This window comes from Mesorhizobium sp. WSM4848 (genome assembly GCF_055811375.1).
The window spans coordinates 35,044-56,698 of record NZ_JBVVPX010000015.1 but is presented as its reverse complement, the minus strand read 5'-3'; the positions used below and the strand labels follow the sequence as shown (position 1 = coordinate 56,698).

The 21,655-nt window shown below is 61.1% G+C and carries 19 protein-coding genes and 1 tRNA gene; 10 read left to right on the top strand and 10 right to left on the bottom strand.

Translation table 11 applies throughout. The annotated features are described in order from the left end of the window. Window positions 1-208: 208 nt before the first annotated feature. The 4 genes from AC0L16_RS15880 to AC0L16_RS15865 are packed head-to-tail and all read right to left on the bottom strand — an operon-like array spanning window position 209 to window position 2,729. Entirely contained in the window at window positions 209-1,012 is an 804-nt protein-coding gene (locus AC0L16_RS15880) for a rhomboid family intramembrane serine protease (protein WP_473621827.1), read from the bottom strand. 25 nt (window positions 1,013-1,037) lie between these two features. After that, complete coding sequence (locus AC0L16_RS15875) at window positions 1,038-1,619, bottom strand: cob(I)yrinic acid a,c-diamide adenosyltransferase (protein WP_473621825.1); 582 nt, start codon at window positions 1,617-1,619, stop codon at window positions 1,038-1,040. A gap of 28 nt (window positions 1,620-1,647) precedes the next feature. After that, a complete protein-coding gene (locus tag AC0L16_RS15870; protein ID WP_023797244.1) occupies window positions 1,648-1,839 on the bottom strand; it encodes a twin transmembrane helix small protein in 192 nt (63 codons plus the stop codon). Window positions 1,840-1,862: 23 nt separating this feature from the next. Continuing rightward, window positions 1,863-2,729 carry an SDR family oxidoreductase gene (locus tag AC0L16_RS15865; RefSeq protein ID WP_473621823.1) on the bottom strand — a complete coding sequence of 289 codons (867 nt, stop codon included), beginning with the start codon at window positions 2,727-2,729 and terminating at the stop codon, window positions 1,863-1,865. Between the two features lie 57 nt (window positions 2,730-2,786). Here AC0L16_RS15865 and AC0L16_RS15860 point away from each other — a divergent pair, with 57 nt between their 5' ends. After that, a complete protein-coding gene (locus AC0L16_RS15860) occupies window positions 2,787-3,638 on the top strand; it encodes a YihY/virulence factor BrkB family protein (protein ID WP_473621822.1) in 852 nt (283 codons plus the stop codon). Window positions 3,639-3,708: 70 nt separating this feature from the next. On the opposite strand, the gene AC0L16_RS15855 is transcribed toward AC0L16_RS15860, so the two are convergent. Beyond that, complete coding sequence (locus AC0L16_RS15855; RefSeq protein ID WP_473621821.1) at window positions 3,709-4,584, bottom strand: DMT family transporter; 876 nt, start codon at window positions 4,582-4,584, stop codon at window positions 3,709-3,711. A 374-nt stretch (window positions 4,585-4,958) separates the two neighbouring features. Beyond that, window positions 4,959-5,834, bottom strand: a complete 876-nt coding sequence (gluQRS, locus tag AC0L16_RS15850) for a tRNA glutamyl-Q(34) synthetase GluQRS (RefSeq protein WP_473621819.1) — start codon at window positions 5,832-5,834, stop codon at window positions 4,959-4,961. Window positions 5,835-5,925: 91 nt separating this feature from the next. Here gluQRS and AC0L16_RS15845 point away from each other — a divergent pair, with 91 nt between their 5' ends. Together AC0L16_RS15845 and AC0L16_RS15840 are read left to right on the top strand one after the other, a co-directional pair. After that, window positions 5,926-6,567: a DNA-3-methyladenine glycosylase family protein gene (locus tag AC0L16_RS15845; protein ID WP_473621818.1), complete on the top strand. Its 642-nt coding sequence runs from the start codon at window positions 5,926-5,928 to the stop codon at window positions 6,565-6,567. A 227-nt stretch (window positions 6,568-6,794) separates the two neighbouring features. Beyond that, window positions 6,795-7,352: an HNH endonuclease gene (locus tag AC0L16_RS15840; RefSeq protein ID WP_023797250.1), complete on the top strand. Its 558-nt coding sequence runs from the start codon at window positions 6,795-6,797 to the stop codon at window positions 7,350-7,352. A gap of 254 nt (window positions 7,353-7,606) precedes the next feature. Here the strand turns inward: AC0L16_RS15840 and AC0L16_RS15835 are convergent, their stop codons facing one another. Continuing rightward, window positions 7,607-8,125 carry a disulfide bond formation protein B gene (locus AC0L16_RS15835; protein ID WP_473621924.1) on the bottom strand — a complete coding sequence of 173 codons (519 nt, stop codon included), beginning with the start codon at window positions 8,123-8,125 and terminating at the stop codon, window positions 7,607-7,609. A gap of 65 nt (window positions 8,126-8,190) precedes the next feature. After that, window positions 8,191-8,790, bottom strand: coding sequence for a YqaA family protein (locus AC0L16_RS15830; protein WP_473621816.1), 600 nt, complete (start codon window positions 8,788-8,790; stop codon window positions 8,191-8,193). A 465-nt stretch (window positions 8,791-9,255) separates the two neighbouring features. On the opposite strand from AC0L16_RS15830, the gene AC0L16_RS15825 reads away from it, so the two are divergent. Then, a tRNA-Leu gene (locus AC0L16_RS15825) sits at window positions 9,256-9,340 on the top strand. Window positions 9,341-9,643: 303 nt separating this feature from the next. Here AC0L16_RS15825 and AC0L16_RS15820 read toward each other — a convergent pair. Together AC0L16_RS15820 and AC0L16_RS15815 are read right to left on the bottom strand one after the other, a co-directional pair. Next, on the bottom strand, window positions 9,644-11,401 hold the full coding sequence (locus AC0L16_RS15820; RefSeq protein ID WP_473621922.1) for an adenylate/guanylate cyclase domain-containing protein: 1,758 nt from the start codon (window positions 11,399-11,401) through the stop codon (window positions 9,644-9,646). Window positions 11,402-11,985: 584 nt separating this feature from the next. Beyond that, window positions 11,986-13,002 carry an alcohol dehydrogenase gene (locus AC0L16_RS15815; RefSeq protein ID WP_077372807.1) on the bottom strand — a complete coding sequence of 339 codons (1,017 nt, stop codon included), beginning with the start codon at window positions 13,000-13,002 and terminating at the stop codon, window positions 11,986-11,988. A gap of 1,004 nt (window positions 13,003-14,006) precedes the next feature. Here AC0L16_RS15815 and AC0L16_RS15810 point away from each other — a divergent pair. From AC0L16_RS15810 to AC0L16_RS15785, 6 genes are all read left to right on the top strand, one after another. Continuing rightward, window positions 14,007-16,469 (top strand): arylsulfatase, encoded by a 2,463-nt coding sequence (locus AC0L16_RS15810; RefSeq protein ID WP_473621814.1) that lies wholly within the window; start codon window positions 14,007-14,009, stop codon window positions 16,467-16,469. Between the two features lie 148 nt (window positions 16,470-16,617). Then, window positions 16,618-19,038 carry an arylsulfatase gene (locus tag AC0L16_RS15805; protein ID WP_473621813.1) on the top strand — a complete coding sequence of 807 codons (2,421 nt, stop codon included), beginning with the start codon at window positions 16,618-16,620 and terminating at the stop codon, window positions 19,036-19,038. Between the two features lie 95 nt (window positions 19,039-19,133). Further along, entirely contained in the window at window positions 19,134-19,493 is a 360-nt protein-coding gene (locus AC0L16_RS15800) for a hypothetical protein (RefSeq protein WP_473489264.1), read from the top strand. A gap of 67 nt (window positions 19,494-19,560) precedes the next feature. Continuing rightward, a complete protein-coding gene (locus AC0L16_RS15795) occupies window positions 19,561-20,358 on the top strand; it encodes a DUF2092 domain-containing protein (RefSeq protein WP_473621812.1) in 798 nt (265 codons plus the stop codon). Beyond that, complete coding sequence (locus AC0L16_RS15790) at window positions 20,355-20,567, top strand: hypothetical protein (protein ID WP_473621811.1); 213 nt, start codon at window positions 20,355-20,357, stop codon at window positions 20,565-20,567. The genes AC0L16_RS15795 and AC0L16_RS15790 overlap by 4 nt, the downstream gene beginning before the upstream one ends. Window positions 20,568-20,629: 62 nt before the next feature. Next, a complete protein-coding gene (locus AC0L16_RS15785) occupies window positions 20,630-21,574 on the top strand; it encodes a lipase family protein (RefSeq protein WP_473621810.1) in 945 nt (314 codons plus the stop codon). The last annotated feature ends 81 nt before the right edge of the window (window positions 21,575-21,655 follow it).

Below are 21,655 nucleotides of genomic sequence, written 5' to 3'. Positions count from 1 at the left end.
CCGTCTAAAGCGCGTCGCATTTGACCGACCTCACGCGCCTTGTTGTTTGTTTTATGCATGCCGCTATCGCAAAACCGCTGCACAGTTTTGCGCGACATGCATTGGTGTGGGAAAGCTTCCGTAGTTGCGGCGACCCCGCACGTCAATATCCGGGGCGCGCCCAAATCATCCGCGCCGCACTCAAATCGGTTCAGTCCGGCAAATCGGTTCAGTCCGGACTGGAGGCGCTTGCCCGTCCCCAGCGCGGTGCCGGCTGCGCCGGCAGCGGCTCGCCTGGCGCCGGCTCTGCTGCAACAGGCATTTGGCCGGCGACCACCACTGCCTCTTCGTCCGCACCGGCAAGCAGCGGTACGGCGCGGTTGCGCAAGATGAGCACCAGCACGGCCCCGGCGATGATGCCGCCGACATGGCAGGCCCAGGAAATCTGATCCTCGCCACCGGCGGCGAACATCACGATCTGGAACAGGATCCACAGGATGAGCGGGATGAAGGCCGGGATGCGCAGCGGAATGCGGGCGAAGGCCAGCACCCATACCTTCACCCTGGGATAGAGGATCAGATAGGCGGCGACCACGCCGGCAATGGCGCCTGAGGCGCCGATCAGCGGAACCTGCGAGTCCCACGCGATCAGGCCCTGGAAGAAGGCGCCGGCTGTAGCGCAGAGCAGGTAGAAGATGAGAAAGCGGATATGACCGAGCGCGTCCTCGACATTGTCGCCGAACACCCACAGGAACAGCATGTTGCCGCCGAGATGGAAAATATCGGCATGCAGGAAGGAATAGGTGACGTAGCTCAGGCTCTCCGGGATCACGACAAACTGCGGAGCCAGTTCGGCGCTGTCGTGGACGACCGACGGGATGAAGCCGAGGCCCAGCACAGCGGCGTTGGTGAACTGCTCGCCGCCAAGCGCGGTGGCGAAGTAGATGAGCGTGTTGAACGCGATCAGGCCGATCGTCACATATTGCTGCTTTATGTGGCGCAGCCGGTTGGTGTCATAAAGCGGGATGAACATCGGACCCCCTCCCGGCTCGGCAGATTCAGCGGTTCTTGCCGGGAACCCATAGCACGTCGGCGTTTCCATTGTCATTGACCGCGCGTGCGGCGACGAACAGAAAGTCCGATACGCGGTTGATGTATCTTACCGCCTCGCGGTTGACATGCTCGCCCGAGGCCTGCGTCAAAGCCACCATTATGCGCTCGGCCCGCCGCGCCACCGTGCGGGCGAGGTGAAGGGCCGCCGCCGCCGGCGTGCCGCCGTTGAGCACGAAGGATTTGAGCGGCTGCAGGTCCTTGTTGAGCAGGTCGATGTCCTTTTCGACGCGGTCGGTCTGCACAGCGGTGATGCGCAGCGGCTCATTGCCGAGCGGCTGGCCGTCGTCCGGCACCGCCAGATCGGCGCCGAGGTCGAAAAGATCGTTCTGGATGCGGCCGAGCATCGCGTCGATCGCCGGGTGTGTTGCCGCGGTGTGGATGCGGGCCATGCCGATGCAGGCATTGGCTTCGTCGATCGTGCCATAGGCGTCGATGCGCGAATCGGATTTCAGCCGCCGTTCACCGGTGCCGAGGCCGGTGGTGCCGTCGTCGCCGGTGCGGGTGTAGATCTTGTTGAGCTTGACCACGCTCTGCCTCCCGAAATCGCCGCCCTCGTCACTTGCGGGTGAAATACACCGCCAGCATGATCAGCACCAATGCCACGAACTGCAGCAGCACGCGCGTCTGCATCAGCTTGTTGGAGGTCATCCCGGAGCCGCCGCGCATCATGTTGATGAGGCCGCGGATCAGCACGATCACCACGGCGACCATGACGAGGACAGCGAGGATGTTGAAGACGGTTGCCATAGTGTGTTTCCAGTCGATTGCGTTCAGGCGCGTTTGGCAAGCAGGCGGTAGAGCATTGATGCCGGCAGGATGCGTTTGAGGACGACGCCGATCCTGGCCGGCACCGTTACCACATAATGCGGACGCGGGCGCCGCGACAGAAGCGCATGGCGCAAGGCCGCATGAACCACCTCCGGCCCGGGCTTCAGCCGTGACGTGCTGCCGCCGGCTTGCAGCCGTTGCAGCTGCGCCTCATAGGCGAGGCGGTGGACGGAAGTCTCACGCTCGATATTCCTGAGAAACCACACAAGGCCGTTGCTGGCGATCTTCGATGTCACCGGCCCCGGCTCGATCAGCGAGACATGGATGCCGCTGCCCTGGAGTTCCTGATGCATGCTCAGCATCAGCCCTTCGATCGCGTGCTTCGATGCCGAATAGGCGCCGCGAAAGGGCAGCGGCGCCAGGCCGAGGATCGAGGAGCAATGGACGAGACGGCCATGGCCCTGGCGGCGCATCACCGGCACGACACGGCGGGTGAGGTCATGCCAGCCGAACACATTCGCCTCGAATTGCTCCCTGAGTGCTGCGACCGGCAGGTCCTCGACGGCGCCGGGCTGTGCGTAGGCGCCGTTGTTGAACAGGGCATCGAGCCGTCCGCCCGTCCGCTCCAGCACCGACGCCACCAGCGTCTCGATGGATCCGGCTTCGCGGTAGTCCAGATAGAAGGCCTCGATGCCGTCGACCTCGAGGGCGGCGATGTCCTCCGGCTTGCGCGCCGTCGCGAACACCCGCCAGCCTTCCGCCTTCAGCGCCCGGGCGCAATAGGCGCCTATCCCGGAAGAAGCACCGGTGACGATGATGGTGCGCAACTCTTCTCCGGGAGGAAGCGTGGGTTGACCGAGGCTTGCCATTTGCCGCAATCCCTTCCCATATTCGCGGCGTCGAGACAATCGAAGGGAACGCGGTTCTTGTTGCGGAAGATCGTAGCCGTCAAACGCGTGCTCTATGACGCGGTCGGCCATTTCGATGCAGACGATGGCTGGGCGATGGCCAGCCATCTGGCGATCACGGCGCTGATGGCGCTTTTCCCCTTTCTGATTTTCGCCACGACACTGGCCAGTTTCCTCGGCGCACAGGCTTTTGCCGACACTGCCGTGCATCTCGTCTTCGACACCTGGCCCGAGCAGATCGCCAAGCCGATCGCGCGCGAGGTGCTCAACGTGCTCACCGTGCAGCGCACCGACCTGTTGACCTATGGCGTGCTGCTTGCCGCCTTCTTCGCCTCGAACGGCATTGAGGCGCTGCGCACCTCGCTCAACCGCGCCTACCGCGTTTCCGAAACGCGCGGCATCATCTATCGCCGGGTGCAGAGCATCGCCTTCGTTCTGATCGCCACGGCAGGTTTTCTGGTGATCAGCGTGCTCGTGGTTTTCGCGCCCATACTGGGACGGCTGGCCGAGGCCAATTTCGAATGGGTAAAACCCTATATGGGGACGATCACGCTGTGGCGTTACATTATCGCCTCCGCCGTCATCGTCGGTGGGCTGTTCGCGGTGCATTACTGGCTGCCCGCGGGCAAGCGCCGCTTCGTTTCGATCGTCCCGGGCATCATCTTCACGCTGATTGCCTGGCTCATCGGGTCGACCATCTTTGCCGCCTATCTCGATCGCTTCTCGTCCTATGTGACGACCTATGCCGGCCTTGCCTCGATCATGGTCGCGGTCGTCTTCCTCTATATCGTCTCGGCGATCTTCATTCTCGGCGGTGAACTCAATGCCGCGATCAGCCGCTATCTGGAGGCACGCGCCCGAGTTGGCTGATTCTTGGTTTGAGCATTATCTTCTCCGAAACCGGTTCCCACTTTTTGCTTCGCTGACCTTCGGTTCGGGATCATGCTTTGGTCGGCTGAGCGGTTGCCAGCCCGACGCCGAGCGTCGCGATCGCCATGCCGACGATCTGGACCAGGTTCAACTGTTCGCCGAACAATAGCCAGGCGATGAGTGCGGTGACGGCCGGGACCAGATAGAACAGCGAAGCGACTTTCGACATCTCGCCGTCGCGGATCATCACCATCAACAGGAAGATGGCGCCGATCGACAGCACCAGCACCAGCCATGCCATGGCGAAGATCAACTCGCCATTGACGACGACGGTTCGCGTCTCGAAAGCGAGCGAGGCCAAAGCCATCACCGATGCACCGCCGACATATTGCCAAGTGGTGGCCGCCACGAGATCGCCGCCGGAGGCGAAGCGCTTCTGCCAGATCGTGCCGGCGCTCATGCCAAGCACCGAGACAAGTGAGGCGGCCAGCGTCTCGGCCGTCACGCCGCCGCCGAGCGTCCCGAGCTTCGGCCAAAGCACGATGACCACGCCGGCAAGTCCGACAGTGAGGCCGGCCCAATGGCGCGGCAGGATGGCCTCGCCGAGAAACCGGCCGGCCATCACCGCCGTGATCAGCGGCTGCAGCCCGACGATCAAGGCCGAAAGCCCGGCCGGCATGCCCCTGTGGATGGCCCAGAAGACGCCGCCGAGATAGACGCCATGCATCAGGATGCCGGCGCCGGTCGCGTGAAGCGCCTCCTTGCGCGTCGCCCGCCTGGAGCCGAGTGCTGCCATCAAGGCGGCCAACAGGACGGCGGCCAGAACGAAGCGCGCGGCCAGGAAGGTGAAAGGCTCGGCCCACGGCATGGCATAACGCGCGCCAATGAAGCCAGTCGCCCACAGGACGACAAAGGAGGCGGGGATGAACCGCTTGATGCTGTGCATTTTTGGAAGGCTGCCGCGCTTGGTGACGATCGGGTGTCGCGACTGCTGTAATGTGGTTCAACCCGGCAAGCAAAACCAAACGGTTGATCCATAGGCTCATCCGAGTTGAAGGATGCGCTCTGGGTCGGGGATAAATGCTGATCTGCAGTGATCCTTCGCGCCCCCCTCTGTCCTGCCGGACATCTCCCCCACAAGGGGGGAGATTGGCCTTCATCACCGATTTCGCCAGCCACCAACCTTGCAAAAATGACGCTGTCCGCGAAGCTGCCGATCTCCCCCCAAGTGGGGGAGATGTCCGGCAGGACAGAGGGGGGCGCCTCGCTCTGCCATCAAAGGTTCTGCACCGTCATGACGCTGTGATGTAACGGAATGGACTAAATCCGAACCAGCCGGCGGACGTCTTCCGGTGATGCGCCGGCCTCGCGCAAGGCGGCAAGGCCGGTATCTCCAAAACTCTTCGACAGCTTTCGTCCGTCCGGGCCGAGGACCAGACGATGATGGAAGTAGCCTGGTTGCGGCAGGCCGAGGATCTCCTGGAGCAGGCGCTGCACGCCGGTGGCGGAATAGAGGTCCTGGCCGCGCACGACGTGGCTGATGCCCTGCAGCGCGTCGTCGACGACGACGGCGAGATGATAGCTTGTCGGGATTTCACGGCGCGCCACGATCACGTCGCCCCAGTCCTGCGGCCGGGCTTCTATCGTGCGTGTCGCGGAAAGGCTTTCATCGGAAAATTCCAGCCATGACAGACCCGTGCCGACGCGCGCCATCGCAGCGCCAACGTCCAGTCGCCAGGCGAAGGGCGCATTCTCGGCGATACGGCGCTTGCGCTCGCCGACCGGCAACGCCTTGTCGACGGCGGGATACAGCGGCACCCCGTCCGGGTCCCGCGGCCAGTCGCGGCCGCGCCTTTCGCTGTCTGCAATGAAGGCGCGGATTTCGCCACGGCTCATGAAGGCCGGGTAGACGAGCTCTTCCCTGATCAGCCGATCGAGCACCGCCCGATAGTCCGAAAAATGCTCGGACTGACGGCGCACCGGTTGTTCCCAGCCAAGCCCGAGCCATTCCAGGTCGCGAAAAATGCCGGCCTCGAATTCCGGCGTGCAGCGCGTCGTGTCGATGTCCTCGATGCGCAGCAACAGCCGCCCGCCGGTTGCGCTGGCCAATTTTTGATTGAGCAGCGCCGAATAGGCATGGCCGAGATGCAGTTCGCCATTCGGGCTCGGCGCGAAGCGGAATGTCAGGAGTGTCATCGTTCGGCGGCAATCGGGTTGTGCGGCGCTTTCGCCAGTTGCTACTTTGCGGCTGATTACATCTGACATTTTGCGCTGGGAACAAGCTGACATGCAACGCATCGCCACGCTCGACGACATCGCGCAAGGGCTCGACGCGCTCTGCCTGCTCGACCCGCGCCTGGAAAAGGTGCGTGGCATGGCCGGCGAGGTGCCGCTTCGGCTTTCCGACCCGGGATTCAGAAGCCTTGCCTCGATCATCGTCTCGCAGCAGGTTTCCCGCGCCAGCGCTGATGCCATCTTCGGGCGGCTGACAAAACTCGTCGATCCGCTGACGCCGCAAGCGATCCTTGCCGCCGACGAAGCCGTGTTTCGCGAGGCCGGACTGTCGCGACCGAAGCAGCGCGGCCTGATCGCCGTCGCCCAGGCGGTGGTCGATGGGCTCGACCTCGATCATCTCTGCCTGCTCGACGCGGCTGATGCGATCACGGCGATGACCAAGGTGTCGGGCATCGGCGCGTGGACGGCGGAAGTCTATCTTTTGTTCGCCGCCGGCCACCCCGATGTCTTCCCGGCACGCGACGTTGCCCTGCAGAACGCGGTCGGCCACGCGCTCGGCATCGATCCGCGTCCGCCTGAGAAAACACTGATCCAACTCGCCGAATCATGGAGCCCGTGGCGAGGTGTCGCATCGCGGCTTTTTTGGGCCTATTATCGCGAATTGAAGGGCAGGGACGCCGCGCCTCCGGCCTGAATTCGCAAAAAAGCATAGAAATCAGGCGCTTTTGGCGTGGCGTTTGATCGACAAGCCGCTTCACATCCCTGTCATGTCGGGCTTACAGTATCCGCGCCGACAGGCTACAGCGCCGCGCATCCGATCGGATGCGCAAAGGACGCTGTAGGACTTTTGAATCTGTGCATGATCCTTTCCGAAAATCAGTCGATTTCGGGGTCATGCACTGGACCAAGGAGGTCAATGACGTGACGGTTGCCGTATCTCCGGATGGGCTTCCAGCACTGGTGCTGAACGCGGATTACCGTCCGCTCAGCTATTACCCCCTGTCGCTCTGGTCGTGGCAGGACGCCATCAAGGCGGTGTTCCTCGAGCGGGTCAACATCGTCGCCGAATACGAGCACGCGGTGTCGTCGCCGACCTTCTCGATGAAACTGCCGAGCGTCGTCAGCCTGAAGGCCTATGTGAAGCCATCGCGGCATCCGGCCTTCACCCGCTTCAACGTCTTCCTGCGCGACCGTTTCCAGTGCCAGTATTGCGGCACGCCGGAGGATCTGACCTTCGACCATGTCGTTCCCCGCCATCGCGGCGGCGCGACGACCTGGGAGAATGTCGTCGCTGCCTGCTCGCCCTGCAATCTGAGGAAGGGCGGCATGATGCCGGCGCACGCCAAGATGTGGCCGCTGCAGAAACCTTTTCAGCCGACGGTGCACGATTTGCACAACAATGGCCGCCTGTTCCCGCCCAACCATCTGCATGAAAGCTGGATGGATTATCTGTACTGGGATGTCGAACTGGAGCCTTGAGATCATCCGATAATTCGGGAGGTTGGCCGTCTGAAGCGATTGTCTGCGCTTCCGATGCTCACGGACCAGCGCATGACCCCGGAAACCGATTTCGGTCTCCGGAAAGGATCATGCGCAAATGCAAAGTTTTAGAGCGTCCTTTGCGCGTCCAATTGGACGCGCCGCGCTCTAATGTCCGCTGCGCTTCGGTTCGCGACAATCACTCCATACGACTCAGCCTGCCGAATTCTTGAATGATCTCGCGCCGCACTAGATTAATCGCGGGCAAAGGCGCCGCGGAAGGCGATGACGGCCAGCACAAAACTGGCGATGGCGTTCCAGCCGGCCAGCGACAGGCCGAGGATGCGCACAGCCGCCTTGTCGCAGGAGGGCGGGACGAATCTGTCGAGCGCATCGAGCACGCCCTTGCCGCCGGTGTCCACCGGTCCGGCAGCCGCTGCACAGTCGGTCGGCCCCGGCCACCACGCCCATTCGACGCCGGAGTGATAGACGCCGAGATAGACGCCGTAGACCATCAGCAGCCCGCCGACGGCCAGCAGGCCGCGTGTCAGCCATGCGGGAGCGCGCAATGTCGACGCAAGCGCCGCCAGCAGCATCAGCGGCACGCCGATGTAATAGGGGGTGCGTTGCTCCAGGCAGAGCTTGCAGGGGATGTAGCCGCCGAGATGCTGGAAGGCCAGCGCCGAGCCAACGGTGGCGGCCATGGCAGCGGCGAGGAACAACGCCGTCCGCATGCGCTGGCCTCCCCTGTCGGCATTCACGGTCGCCGTCATCGATCTGCCGTTCGCCTTCTTGTTGAGCATGATCTTTTCCGAAAACCGCTTTTCGGGATCGTGCCTTAAAACGCGTATTTGACGACGATATAGAGCGAAATCAGGGCAGCGGCGCCAGCGCCGGCGATCAGGCCGAGGCGCTTTTCGATGAACTCGCGGATCGGTTCGCCATAGCGACGCAGCAGCCAGGCGAGGAACAGGAAGCGGGCGCCGCGCGCCACGATCGCCAGCACGATGAACAGCAGCAAAGGCGTGCCGATGACGCCGGACAGGATCGTCACCACCTTGATCGGCGGCAGATGGGCGAGGCCGGAGGTGATCAGCATCAGGACGATGAATCCGGTACCTGCCGAGCCGCGCAGTGGCTCACGCAGTGTCTCGAAGTCGTCATACTTGCCGTAGAATTCAAGGATCGGCCGCGCCACCGTGTCATAGGCGTAGTGGCCGATGTACCAGCCGGCTATGCCACCCAGAACGGAGGCCAGCGTGGCGACCAGCGCGTAGCGATAGGCGCGATCCGGCCGCGACAGCGCCATCGGCAGGTAGAGCACGTCGGCCGGCACCAGAAACACCGAGCTTTCGACGAAAGCGATGAAGGCCAGCCACCATTCGGCGGATTTCTTCGCCGCCAGCGACAAGGTCCAGTCGTAAAGTCCGCGAAGCATCGGCACTCCTGATGCACGTCGCCCAAATGCGCAGCGGTTTTGGGATAACAATGCATAAAAACAAAGACCAAAAGCGCGCCACATGAATCTCTCCGGACGCGACGCGCTTCAATGCGCTGCCTGTCTAGAAAGATTTTTCGCGCTGCACAATGGCCGCCGCTTCACGAAATCGAAAGGCCGCGGCCGAGCGAAAGCGACATGCCCGGAATTGGCCACCCCGAATTGGCCAGTTGACGAACAGGCCTCCAACCGTATAGTCCGCGCCCATCCAGGCCGCCCGGCCTGAGCCCCTATGGCGGAATTGGTAGACGCGCTCGACTCAAAATCAGGATGCTACCTTCAGCCCGCAGGGTAATAGGATTAGAGGTCAATAGGTTAGGAGTTGAGGGTCGCTCAATTCTCAAACTGCCACCTTCTACCTAGGTGCAGGATGAGAGCGTTGAGAGGTCAACGAGTTAGTGCTTTGCGGGTGTGGTGAAACTGGTAGACGCGCTGGATTCAAAATCCAGTTCCGAAAGGAGTGTCGGTTCGATTCCGACCACCCGCACCATTCAATTCTTAGTTGGCACGGCCGCACCTTGAGCGCTGCTCTCCGAAGGTGGAGTTGACACGTTCGAATCGTGTCGGGCGCGCCAAAATTTCGAACCCCTTGAGTTGAAACGGTTTTTCGAAGAGGCGCCCGAACAAAAGAGAGAACTGTCTGGGAGCCCATTCGTCACCAGCGAATAAGGTGACTCGGCGTTGCCGTTTGAACGCGAAGATCTGACCCTGAGCTGTCGTTGCGGGAGGTTGGCTCGAACGTCTCAAATGGGTGCTCGAAGCCGCCAATGGCACCAGTGGCGCAGAGGCGCGCCTAACCCTTTGCGCCGATGGCATTTGCATCTGGAGCTAAATCCGGCCCCATGCCTCGCATCTTGACATTATAGACGCGTACGTGCCCGTCGAGGCCTTTGAGGTGGCGAGTGCCGAGCTCGATGATCGGAACCTTGCCACCCACAAAGCGCGCCACGGAATGATCGATGAGGATTTGTTGATCATCAGCGGACGAACACAGTCTCGACGCCAGGTTCACGACATTGCCGATCGCGGTGTAGTCAACGCGGGCTTCATAGCCAATTCGGCCCACCGTTGCCCACCCCATTGCGAGACCTATGCCGAAACCAATCTGATGGCCACGCAGTCGCCACCCAGAGATGAGGCCTTGAATGGCATCCCGCATGTCGACAGCCATTTTCACAGCATGAAGCGCCGGCTCTTCGCACGGAACCGGGGCGTTGACGAGAACCATCAACCCATCCGCCGAAAAACTGGTCAGCGTTGCCTCATACCGGGTGATGATCGCGCCGAGCGCCTCATAGTACTCACGCAAGACCTGCATGATGTCCTCAGGCTCGGCATGCGCTGAAAAAGCGGTAAAACCACGCAAGTCGCAGAAAACAGCGACCACTTCCGCGCGCTGGCCAGCGAGCACGCTCTCGTCGCCAGCCTTTTCTACGAGCTCCGCGACCTGCGGTGCGAGGAAGCGCTTCAGCCGCGTCATTCGCTCCGCGCGGTCCCTCGATATGGCGAGTTCGTGCGCCATTTGATTGAACTGCGCCGCCAGCCGCTCGAGTTCATCTCCAGTGGCGATGTTGATCCGGTGATCGAACTGTCCGGCACCGATTTTGTGGGTGCCCTCTTCCAATAGTCGGATGGGGCCGCTCATCCGTCTGGCAAGCCAATAGGCGAGTGCCGCCGCAAGGACTGTGGCGGCGAGCAATAGACCACCGGTCCGCCACAATGAAGCGTATAGGGGCGCAAAAGCCTCTGCCTGCGACTGCTCGACAAACACCGTCCAGCCGGCTGCGGCAATCGGTGCAACAGCGGTCACAACGGGTTCATTCTCGGCGTTGCGGGTTGCAATCGCATTGCCGCCCGCGGCGGCGATTGCATCCCGCAATCTGCGCAGGGCTAACGCCGCTTTCTCGTCGGTGCCCTGCAATACCTTGGTGATGTCTCGGTGAGCTACTAGGCCGCCGGTCTGGTCGACAACAAATGCCTGGCCGCTGCGACCAATGCGAATTTCGGAAACGATGAGCCAGACAGGCTTCAGGCTGATTTCGGCGACGACTGTGCTGCCTGAGTATGCGGCCACCGCCATGGTCATGAGCGGTTCGGAACCCTGGCGATAGGTGACCGGGCCATACCAGAATTTCGCCGACCTGGCACCCACGACAGCGGGATCGCCGGAGCGGTCCGCTCCGCCTTCCGTCCTGTTCAAGCCAATGCGGGAGACGTGCAGCCGCTCTGCGCCAGTACTGTCGAGAAAACTGATGCTGACAATTCCCGGGGCTTGGTGCATCGCCCGTATGGCAAGGAACCGATACTGTTTCACGGCGTCCGTGGTCGACCGGATCTGGTTCACCGTCGGGGCGAGCTGACGCTTGATCTCGTCGAGAAAGCTCTCAATCTTGTCGGCTGCGGATGTTGCCTCGGACCGCAGCAGGGCGCTGAGGATCGCACGCTGGTCGCCATAGCTGAACCAGGCGTCGCTGATGCCGCCGGCAGCCATCGGAAAAATGACGGCGGCGAATAAGACTAGAAAGTACTTCCGGAATAGCGATCGACGCATGGGAGCGGCTTCGAGATTGATCGGCCCCCCAGAAGCGACCGACGATACGTCGGACAATTCAACCCCGGAAAGATACCCTATGTTCTTGTGGATTGGTATAGGCTGGGCCGTTCCCCGCCCATATGGGGGGCTTCCTACCTTCCCACCACTCCTAGTGGCACGATCGCTTTTTTTGGATCGCTCGCGACCTTTGCTAGCGAGACCAATGAGCTTTCGCAAATGGCGTCAAAACGCGACCTTCACGGCATCACGGCAAAGGTCCGGAGGTGGCGCAACCACGCCGTTGAGACAAATCGCGCTCCATCGAGGGACAGGGCATGAAACCCTTGACCCTAAGGTTATCATGCTGACGAGCCAGTTCTCATCTTCATCCTCTCCGGCGCGCCACTAAATACCCTGCAAAAACACAGGGTTGGAGGTGCCTCCCCACTCCCGAAATAGCTCTTTGTTGCGGCCGGTCACAATCTCGTCACATCAAAAGGAGCAACGCGTTATGGCATCCATACGCAAACGAAACGACAAGTGGCAGGCGCAAGTCCGCGGCGTCGGGGGTGCTCGGCGACACAGGCACAACGACCGGGCCATTACCCGGTCGTTATCACCATGCGGAACCGGGCTGCGCCGCTCATCATCCTCTCATAGGCTTCTGCCGCGCGCTCAAGCGGCATCGTTTCGATCATTGGGCGAATGTTGGCGAGGGCGCTGAAAGCCAAAGTGTCTTCGGAATCAGCCGAGGTTCCAGAAGGCCATCCCTGGATCGCCCGGCGGCCGCCGATCAGAAGGAATGGCGAGACCTCGATGGGGTCGGGTGAAGCGCCAACGACGATCATCTTGCCATCAACAGCCAGTCCGCCAAGCACCGCGCTCATCGCCTGCGAATTGGTGACGGTGGACAGGATCACGCGAGCCCCACCCAGCTTATTCAGTTCGGCGGCAGCATCCTGGGTGGTGCTGTCGAAATAGTGATGAGCGCCAAGCTTGTGCGCCAGCGGCCGCTTGTCAGCGCCCCGCGCAATGGCGACCGTGCGGCAGCCCATTTTGGCGGCGAACTGCACACCGAGATGACCTAGACCGCCGATGCCGAGCACCGCGACGGTATCACCCGCACGGATCCCGCTATTCCGCAACGCATTGTAGGTCGTGATGCCCGCGCACAGGAGCGGCGCGGCTTCGGCGGCCTGCAGATCATCTGGGATCGCAGCCAGGGCTTCGAACGGCGCGATCATGTAATCGGCATACCCGCCATCATAGGTGATGCCGGGAATCTGCCCATTCGCACATGTGATGAAATCACCACGACGGCAGGAGGGGCAATGGCCGCAATGACCGCCGTGCCAGCCAACGCCGACCCGCTGCCCAGGCTTCCAATTGGGCACACGCTCGCCGACCTTGTCGATGACACCCACAACTTCGTGGCCTGGCACCCGCGGATAGGCGATTCCCGGGAATACCCCCAATTTGGTCAAGGCATCGCTGTGACATACTCCACACGCTTGGACCTTGATCAGGACTTGGCCCGGAGCCGGGATCGGAATCTCGCGTTCGACCAGCTCGAATGGTCCATTGGCGTTTTTCACTTGAACAGCACGCATACGTGGCATTGGGGGCCTCCTGTAGTTGGGGTTGCGTCGGGCAAAGGGTTGATATCGATTGATCGCTCTCTAAGTCTTGCCCTGCTTAAACTCTGCGCTGGCATCACGTAAATCGCTTCAATCACCCGCCGCGGTGATCGTTGAGATCGAACTGCCAGCAATGCGCGACTATACGCCTGAATCCGAGCGCTGTGGCGCCGACCGAGGTCTGTCAAGCAGAAATAGCGCAATTTCTGCCTAAGACGCCCGTTTTCCAGACTGTGTCAAAGCTCAGAGAGGCCCGCCACAGGCCGGATGAAGCCTCGTGACGGCGCTGTCGTGTTTGACCCCTTCACGCGATTCCGACCTCGCGCCGCAATGGATGGAGCTGACGATGCTGACAGCCCTTGTTCTCATTTGCTCGGTTGCAACTACACCCAATCGACAGGACTGCACCTCTGACAATGCGGCGGCAGTCTTGCGTGCCCGTCGAGTTCGCGAGCCCGACCACGTGCTTCATGCACGGGCAGGCCTACCTGGCCGGCGGGACGACCCTCAAGCATAGACCAGCCACGCCGCTATTGTATTTTGCTAGATTGAGCAGATGCTTATTTAGCTGGAGCTCGGGCAACCCGGCATGACCCGGCTGCTTCGACTCCCACCCGATTCCCTGGGCAGCCGGGTCGCCTTTTCAGACCGTGGCAATCTCAGGGGATGTTCGCCGAGCCAACGTCTGCCCTGTCGCGCGCCAGTCACGCAGCCTTGCGACTAACGAGCCAGCAACTCCGTCTCGACCCGACTAGACGTGCATTGACGCAGATCAAAGAACGTGGCGCGGTTTCAGACCAACATGAAGTTTCGCGTAACTTACATGCTGCTTATCGACAGTGTGATGCATTGAGAAGATGTTGCGCCAGGTGGTCAGCACAGTCCGTTCTGCACCGGTTCGTTTGCATGCAAAGGAGGAAGGCTTGAAACGTCACCTTGGCAAAATAGCTACTTGCTCAATGAGAACGGTAGTTGCGGCGACCGGCATGGTTGTTGCCCTGACGGGCGTTGGGCAGGCACAGCAATCCGATGCGCCGCTGGGTTCTCCGGCTGCCACGCGAACGATCGACGGGCTCCAACTGCCTGCGCCCGACATGCCGTTTGGCGGCAAGACCGAGCGCAACGCGCTTGAATCGACCCCGTTCTGGCAGCCGCGCGTCGCCCCGCCAGAAGGAGCTCCGAACGTCCTGCTGATCATCACCGACGACGTCGGCTTTGGCGCTCCTTCAACGTTCGGAGGCGTAATTCCAACCCCGACACTCGACAAAATTGCTGACATGGGGCTGCGCTATACGAACATGCACTCCACGGCGCTTTGTTCGCCGACGCGGGCCGCCCTGATAACCGGACGCAACCACCATTCGACGGGTTTCGGGGTTATCTCGGAACAGGCGACCGGGTATCCGGGCTACGATAGCGTCATCACCAAGGACAAGGCGACCGTCGGCACGATCCTGAAGGACAACGGCTACAATACCTCGTGGTTCGGCAAGAACCACAACACGCCAGGCTATCACATCAGCATGGCCGGTCCCTTCGACCAGTGGCCCACAGGCATGGGCTTCGACTATTTTTATGGCTTCATGGGCGGCGACACGAGCCAATGGACGCCGGGCAACCTGTTCCGCAACACCACCCAGATCTACCCGTTTGAAACGCAGAAGGGCTACAACCTGATCACCGCGATGGCGGACGATGCCATCGACTATATGACCCAGCTAAATACTCTGTCGCCGGACCAGCCTTGGCTGGTCTACTACGCACCCGGCGGGACCCACGCGCCGCACCATCCGACGCCCGAGTGGATCAAGAAGACCGAAGACATGCATCTCTTCGACGGTGGCTGGAACAAGCTGCGCGACACGATCTTCGCCAACCAGAAAAAACTCGGCGTGATCCCGCAGACAGCGGATCTTACCCCTTGGCCTTCGGACCTTCTAAAGAACTGGGACCAACTGACGGATGACGAGAAGAAGATGTTCATCCGGCAGGCCAATGTCTATGCCGCCTATCTTTCCTACACCGACGCCGAGATTGGCCGGGTGGTTCAGGCTGTGGAGGATAGCGGCGACCTCGAGAACACGCTGATCATCTACATATCCGGCGACAACGGATCGTCTGCGGAAGGCACATTGATCGGCACGCCGAACGAAGTGGCGATGTTCAACGGCATTGAAGTGCCGGTCGACGTGCAGCTGAAGAGCTTCTACGACATCTGGGGCACCGAGTTCACCTACAACCACATGGCGGTTCCGTGGTCCTGGGCCTTCGATACGCCGTTCAAGTGGACCAAGCAGATTTCGTCCCATTTCGGCGGCACACGGCAGGGCATGGCGATTGCCTGGCCCAAAGTCATCACTGACAAAGGCGGCATCCGCAACCAGTTCGCCCACGTCATCGATATCGCTCCGACCATCCTGGAGGCTGCGGGAATCCGCGAACCCTCGGTCGTCGACGGCATTGCGCAGAGCCCGATGGAAGGATCGAGCCTCAGCTACACTTTCGACGCAGCAAACGCCGACGAACCCTCGCATCACGTGACCCAATACTTCGAGATGTTCGGCAATTACGCGATCTACCACGAGGGCTGGATGCTGGTGGACAAGGTGAGCCGTCCGGCGTGGGTGACGGCGGGTCCGCAGAACACCAACCCGGCCAAGGCTGACTGGGAACTCTACGACATCAACACGGACTGGACGCAGAACCGCGACTTGGCGGCGCAAAGTCCGGACAAGGTCAAGGAGCTTGAGGCGGTCTGGTGGCAGGAGGCCAAAAAGTACAACGTGATGCCGCTCGACGCTTCGGTGGTAAGCCGTCTCGTCACGCCGCGGCCATCAATCACAGCTGGCCGGTCCGAGTTCGAGTTCCCTGGCAAAATGACAGGCATCTCGAATGGCGTCGCGCCCGCGATACTGAACTCCTCGTACACTTTCACCGCCGAGGTAACGGTGCCCGATGGCGGCGGCGACGGCATGATCATTACGCAAGGCGGCCGCTTCACCGGCTACGGTTTGTTCGTCAGTAAGGGCAAGCCCACCTTCGTCTGGAACCTGCTCGGCCTGCAGAAAGTGGCCTGGGAAGCACCCGACGCCCTGACTCCCGGCAAACACACACTTGAGTTCGACTTCAAGTATGACGGGCTAGGGGCTGCGACGCTCGCCTTCAACGACTTCAGCGGCATCGGCAAGGGTGGCACAGGCGAGTTGAAGGTGGACGGCAATGTCGTGGCGACACAGAAGATGCCGGCCACCGTTCCGCTCATCCTGGCCTGGGACGAGAATATGGACATCGGCTCCGATACGGGGACGCCGGTGGACGACGCTTCCTACTCGGTGCCCTTCGCCTTCACGGGCACAATCGACAGCCTCAAGCTTGTGATCGATCGGCCTCAGCTGAGTGATGCTGACAAGGGACGGCTTGAGGAAGCTATGAAGAAGGCTGCCGAGTAACGCCTTTGGTTGGCCTGGCTTGCGCCATGGTCAACCTTTGCCTGCTTTGCTTCAACGCAAAACGACCACTAGGACGGGCGCCGACGCGAGAGAAGTCGACCCCACAGATAGGAAGGCGGCCGTGCTGAGGCCAAGGGAGGGTTCTACAATGACGGTCAGTCACAGCCTGATTGCGGGAGCAAGCCTTTTTGTCCTGAGTTGCGTCCCCGCATTGGCGCAGCAGGTTACCGGCACGCCGGGTACTCCCGGCGCCACGACGACGATCGACGGAAAACAGCTTCCAGCGCCGGATCCAACATTCGGCGGGTCAATCAAGGAAAAAGCTTCGGAGTCGCAGGCCTGGTGGGCGCCGCGCGTCGTGCCGCCGAAGGGCGCGCCCAACGTGCTGCTGATCATGTCGGACGATGCCGGCTTTGGCGCGCCGGGCACGTTTGGCGGCGTCGTCCCGACCCCTGCTCTGGATCGCATCGCCAATGCCGGACTGCGCTATACGAACTTTCACTCCACGTCGCTCTGCTCACCGACGCGGGCAGCGCTGATCACCGGGCGCAACCACCACGTGGCCGGCTTCGGGGTTGTCGGCGAAGCTGCAACGGGGTTCCCGGGCTACGACTCGATCATCCGAAAGGAAAACGGCACCGTCGGCACGATTCTCAGGGACAACGGATACGCCACCTCGTGGTTCGGCAAGGACCACAACACACCCTCCTACCAATCGACCCAGCCCGGGCCGTTCGATCAATGGCCGACAGGAATGGGGTTCGAATATTTCTACGGCTTCGTCGGTGGCGACGCCAGCCAGTGGGAGCCCAACCTCTACCGCAACACGACGGCCATCTACCCCTTTGAGGGCAGCCCCGGCTGGAACCTCACAACGGCGATGGCCGATGACGCAATCCAATATATGAAGCAGCTCAAGGAGATCGCGCCCGAAAAGCCGTTCTTCGTCTACTACGTTCCTGGCGGGACCCACGCGCCGCACCATCCGACCCCGGAATGGGTCAAGAAGATCGGCGACATGCACTTGTTCGACGACGGCTGGAACAAGCTGCGGGATACGATCTTTGCCAACCAGAAGCGGCTGGGCATCATGCCTGACAACGCCAATCTCACGGCCTGGCCGAAGGGACTGCCCGAATGGGACTCCCTCAGTTTCGAAGAGAAGAAGCTCTTCATCAAGCAAGCCGACGTCTACGGAGCGTACCTCGCCTACACCGACCATGAGATCGGCCGGGTCATTCAGGCCGTCGAAGACCTCGGCGAACTCGACGACACCTTGATTATCTACATCAGCGGCGACAACGGCGCGAGCCCGGAAGGCATGCTCAATGGCACGCCGAACGAATTCACCTTCTTCAACGGCGTTCAAGTGCCCGTCAAGGATCAGTTCCTCTGGTATCCGTTCTGGGGATCGGAACGGACCTTCCCCCACTTTTCGGCTGGCTGGGCGTGGGCGATGGACACGCCGTTCCAATGGACGAAGCAGGTGGCGTCACACTTCGGCGGAACGGCACAGGGTGTCGCCATGTCCTGGCCGGGCCACATCAACGACGTCGGCGGCATCCGCCGCCAGTTCCACCACGTCATCGATATCGTGCCGACCATCCTCGAAGTGACTGGCATCCCGGCCCCCGATACGATCGACGGCATCAAGCAGCGCCCTATGGACGGCGTGAGCATGGCCTACACCTGGGACCAGGCGAACGCCAACGCGCCATCCACCCGTAAGACTCAATATTTCGAGATGCTCGGCAACCGCGCCATCTACAGCGACGGGTGGGTCGCCGCCACGACGCCGGCGAATCTCCCGTGGGCGGCGACCACCGCGACGCCGCCGGACGTCATCACCGGATACAATTGGGAACTCTATAACGTGGCGGAGGATCCCACCGAGTCAAACGACCTGGCCACCAAGATGCCGGACAAACTCAAGGAGATGCAGGATCTCTTCTACGCCGAGGCAAAGAAGAATGACGTGCTGCCGCTCGATAACTCGGTGCTCGCGCGCTTCACCACGCCGCGCCCGAGTCTCACGGCAGGGCGGACCGAGTTCACCTATTCGGGAGAACTGACCGGCGTGCCGGCGAGCGGAGCGCCGAGCATTCTCGACAAGTCCTACACGATCACAGCCGAAGTCGACATTCCCGAGGATGGCGCAGAAGGCATGATTGTCACCCAGGGAGGTCGCTTCGGGGGGTACGGCCTGTTCCTGAGCAAGGGTGAGTTCGGCATCGGTGAGGGCAAAGTGGTGTTCCTCTACAACCTCCTCGATCTCAAGCGCACGACCTGGGAGGGGCCTTATCTGGAACCCGGCAAGCACACCATTGTCTTCGACTTCAAGTCCGACGGTCCGGGTTTGGGCAAGGGTGGAACGGGCGTGCTGTCCGTCGATGGCAAGGAAGTGGCCAAGAATACCATGGACAATACTACCCCGATCATGTTTCCGGAGGACGAAAGTTTCGACGTTGGCGCAGACACCCGCACTGGCGTCGCAATGGTGGAGTATCGCTACGACGCTCCGTTCAAGTTCACCGGCAAGATCGACAAGCTGACGTTCAAACTGCAGTAGCCGCAGTACACGCAGTAATTCTGAAGCAAAGCCCCTCGCGGCACTGGCAATTGCCAATCGAGTCGCGAGGGCGAATGACCGAGCGGACTGGTACAATGAAGAAGGTGCTCATTTTCGCGGCCGTCGGTGAAGTCTTGACAGGGGTGGCTTTGTTCGTCGTCCCGTCGCTCGTCGGGCGGCTGTTGCTCGGCCAGGAACTTGCCGGCATCGCCCTACCGGTCGCACGGGTCGCAGGGCTCGCCCTGATCGGGCTGGGAGTCGCCTGCTGGCCGGGTTCGCCGCTGCTCGGGATGTTGACCTACAGCACGGCCGTCGCTCTGTATCTCGCCTACCTCGGTTTCACAGGCGGCTTCACCGGCATCCTGTTGTGGCCGGCGGTTGTCCTGCACATACTCCTGACATCACTTTTGACTTGGGCATTTGTGCGAGACAAGGAAGGGCATGCGGCACGCTAAACTCGTTCCAAAAGGGGATGATGCGTGCGACGATGAGGAGGAGGAGCTAATGAGGAGGAGTTGTCTGATGATTAGCCTCAGATCGAAAACGACCAAAATTTCAAAAGCAACCTTGCTGGCGGCCGCCCTAAGCCTGTCAGCGCCTTTGGCCGCGAACGCCGACGAGACGCACGCCAAGAGCCTGCTGAAAGCCATGTCGGACTACATGGCAGCGCAGCAGATGATTTCGTTTGGCTACGATACGAACCTGGAAGTCGTCACCAAAGATCATCAGAAGCTTCTGTTCGCGAGCTCGGGCACCGCCACCCTCAACCGTCCCGACAAGATTCGCGCCGCACGCGATGGCGGTTTCGCCAGTGTCGAGATGATCTTCGACGGAAAGACTCTGACTCTACTGGGCAAGAATGCCAACCTCTACACCCAGGCCGAGTTACCCGGCGACCTTGACCATCTGATCGACGAGCTGCGCGACAAGTTCCATAGGCCCGTTCCGGGTGCCGATCTGCTCACGTCCAATGTTTACGACGTGCTGATGGACGGCGTGACCGACATCAAGGACCTCGGCAGCGGCGTGATCGGCGGCACCGAATGCGATCACCTGGCGTTCCGGGCCAAGGAGGTCGACTGGCAGATCTGGATCGCGCAAGGCGAGAACCCTTATCCCTGCCGGTATGTCATCACCTCCAAGGAGGTGGACCAAGGCCCGCAATACAGCGTCCAGGTCAGGGACTGGAAGGTTGGCAGCGAGGTCGCGGCCGACGATTTTGCCTTCAAGAACACGACCGATGCCAAGAAGGTCGAAGCAGCCGAACTCACCGATACCGATGAACTTCCCGCTCAGTTTTCCCCCGGAGGTAACCAATGACCATGACAATCAAGCTGAGAATTTTTTTCCTCGCCGGAGTGATCGGACTTGTCGGGATCGAAGCCTCTGAGAGGCTTGCGGTTCCCGGCTCATACGGCTTCATCTCGAGCGCCGAGGCCAGGGTCGGGCGTCCGCTTACGCCGGTCAGCGTTGCCGGCGTAGCGCGTCGCACCGTGCGGCGCTGCGCTGTTGGTGTATACTACTGCTAGAGAAGAGTTCACCAGTGCAGCGCAATGGGCGAAGAACGCAGATTAAGGCAGAGCGCAGCACCGTGTTCACAATTCTTCGGCCACCACGCCTCGCTGTCGAACTGTTGACAGCGATCGCCCTCTGCACGATGGCGTTGACGGGTTGCGTCGGAATTTCTTCCAAGGAATTGCTGGCGCTCGGTTCGACGGTCACGCCCAGCAAAGTCGATTTCGTAGAGCTTTCCGCTTATGCCGGTAGGGCAAAGACCGCCTATGCGGCGGAAGCGGCCATCCGCGCCAAATATCCCTCCACGGTGCGCGTCGGCTCGCCGGGCAAGACCGATGCGCTGTATTTCGTCGAGCGGGACGACAAGGCCAAGAGCCAATACATCTCGATCCGCGGAACGGCCAACAAAAAGAACATTTTCGAAGACATCGAGATAAGAGTCCGGCAGGATCTGGATATCGATATCCCGGTCCATTCCGGCTTCGACGCTACAGCTCGTGCCATCTACGATGACATGAAGCCGTATCTGAAGCCGAACTACAAGACCTTCATAACCGGACATTCGCTGGGCGGAGCGATCGCTGCGCTACTTGCGATATACATGGTCGAGGATGACTACGACGTCGTGAAGGTCGTCACCTTCGGGCAGCCGAAATTCACCACCTCGGCCGGCGTCGAACGGCTTGGGTTTCTGACGATCACCCGTGTCGTCGATGAGAACGACATCGTGCCGATGCTGCCGCCGACAACTGTATTCAACCGTATTCATGGTTCGTACCAGCATATCGGTCCAGAAGTCATTCTCCTGGAAGGTCCGCGCTACGTGTTCCTACCCGAGCACGATGCCGATCGCATTTCGCTCGGAGAGTTGTCGCGCTCCATCGGTCTTGCCGACCTCGCCGACCACCATATGGACAACTACGTGAATAGGCTCTCGACCAAGGCGAACAGCGCTGTCGCGGTTTCCTACAATGATCGCGAAGAGTACGTTGCGCTCAAAAAGAAACCCGCTTCGAACTGAAGCAATACGATCATTGTGGTTCAGCTACGTTACTGCGTCGGCATTCGCCGGCAAAAAAGGCTATACACCCTGCCTAGGCAG